The organism is Verticiella alkaliphila, assembly GCF_018904615.1.
GTDB classification, from domain to species: Bacteria; Pseudomonadota; Gammaproteobacteria; order Burkholderiales; family Burkholderiaceae_B; genus Verticiella; species Verticiella alkaliphila.
On record NZ_JADCNH010000100.1, the window covers coordinates 1 to 1,388 of the forward strand.

Here is a 1,388-nt window from a genome sequence, read left to right on the forward strand (position 1 = left end):
ACTCAGCCCTTTGAGTTTGAGCTTGATGCGCTCGTGGTTGTAGTAGTGGATGTAGCGGTCGATGTCGCGTTTGAGTTCATCGATGCTGGCGAATTTCTTGAGTCGGAAGCACTCGGCCTTGAGCGTGCCGAAGAAGCTCTCGATGACGGCGTTGTCCAGGCAGTTGCCTTTGCGCGACATGCTCTGGGTCACGCCCTTGGCCGCGAGTCTCTGGTGCCAAGCTGGCATGTGGTACTGCCAGCCCTGATCGGAGTGCAGCACGGGCTTGTCTTTTGGGCCAAGCTTGGCCAGGGCTTTGTCCAGCATGCGGCTGACCAGCGAGAACTCAGGGCGCTCGGCGGTTTGCCAGGCAATGATCTCGCCGTTGTACAGGTCAATCACGGGCGACAGATACAGCTTTTCACCGCGCACGTTGAACTCGGTCACGTCGGTGGCGAGCTTTTGCAGAGGTGCTGTGGCTTGGAAATCGCGCTGTAGGACGTTGGGCGCCACGCGCCCCGCCTCGCCTCGGTACGAGCGGTACTTCTTCACGCGCACCACGGCCTTCAACGCGAGCTCGCCCATGAGACGCTGCACAGCCTTGTGGTTAATCGTCTCGCCCGCCTGGCGCAGCGCCAGCGTCACGCGCCGATAGCCGTAGCAGCCGCGGTGCTTGTCGTAGAGCGCCTGAATCCGCGCTTTGAGTCCGGCGCACGTGTCGCCCGCCTGAGCCGCGCGGCTCTGGTAGTAGAACGTGCTGCGCGCCAGGCCCGCGGCCGTGAGCAACGCCTCCAGCGGATGCTCTTGCCTCAACCCAGTCACGAGCCGCGCTTTTTCGGCGCTGCCGCACGCTTTTGCTGGATCAAGGCATCGAGCTTTTTTAGGTAGGCGTTCTCCGCACGCAGATACACCAACTCCTTACGCTGCTTCTCGATGAGCTGCTCATCGGTGAGCTCGTCGTCCGGCTTGTCGGGCACAACCACCTTCGGGCGCTTTGCAATCATGGTTCTATCGTGATGCCCTCGACGGGACACCAATGCGTCTACACCACCCGCATCATACTGGCGTACCCACCGCCCAATGTGATCGGTGCTGCGCACATCGAAGAACGCCGCTGTCTGACTAAGCGACCACTGCTCGCGACGCATGCGCTCGATGACTTCGAGCTTGAAGACCGCGTCGTAGTGTGCGCCTTTGCGGCGCAACCCGTCTGTACCCCAAGCTCGATACGCCGCCACCCAACGCCGAACCATCGACTTCTCCAAGCCGTGCGCATTCGCCACTGTCTTCGCACCTGAGCGGCCCGACAGATACTGCTGCACCACCTCGAGCTTGAACTGCTCGTCATACTTCGCCATGAAAAACACCCCAAAGGTTGGATCGGTGTCCAACTTTTGGGGTGCAGTTCA

General features: G+C 61.0%; 1 protein-coding gene. It reads right to left on the reverse strand.

The genetic code is table 11. The features are described from left to right. A protein-coding gene (locus tag IMZ29_RS22385) for an IS3 family transposase (protein WP_216188475.1) occupies window positions 1-1,337 on the reverse strand; the annotation gives its coding sequence in 2 pieces (ribosomal slippage) (window positions 1-863 and window positions 863-1,337; 1,338 coding nt annotated over the 2 pieces). This gene is flagged as partial in the annotation. Between the last annotated feature and the right edge of the window lie 51 nt (window positions 1,338-1,388).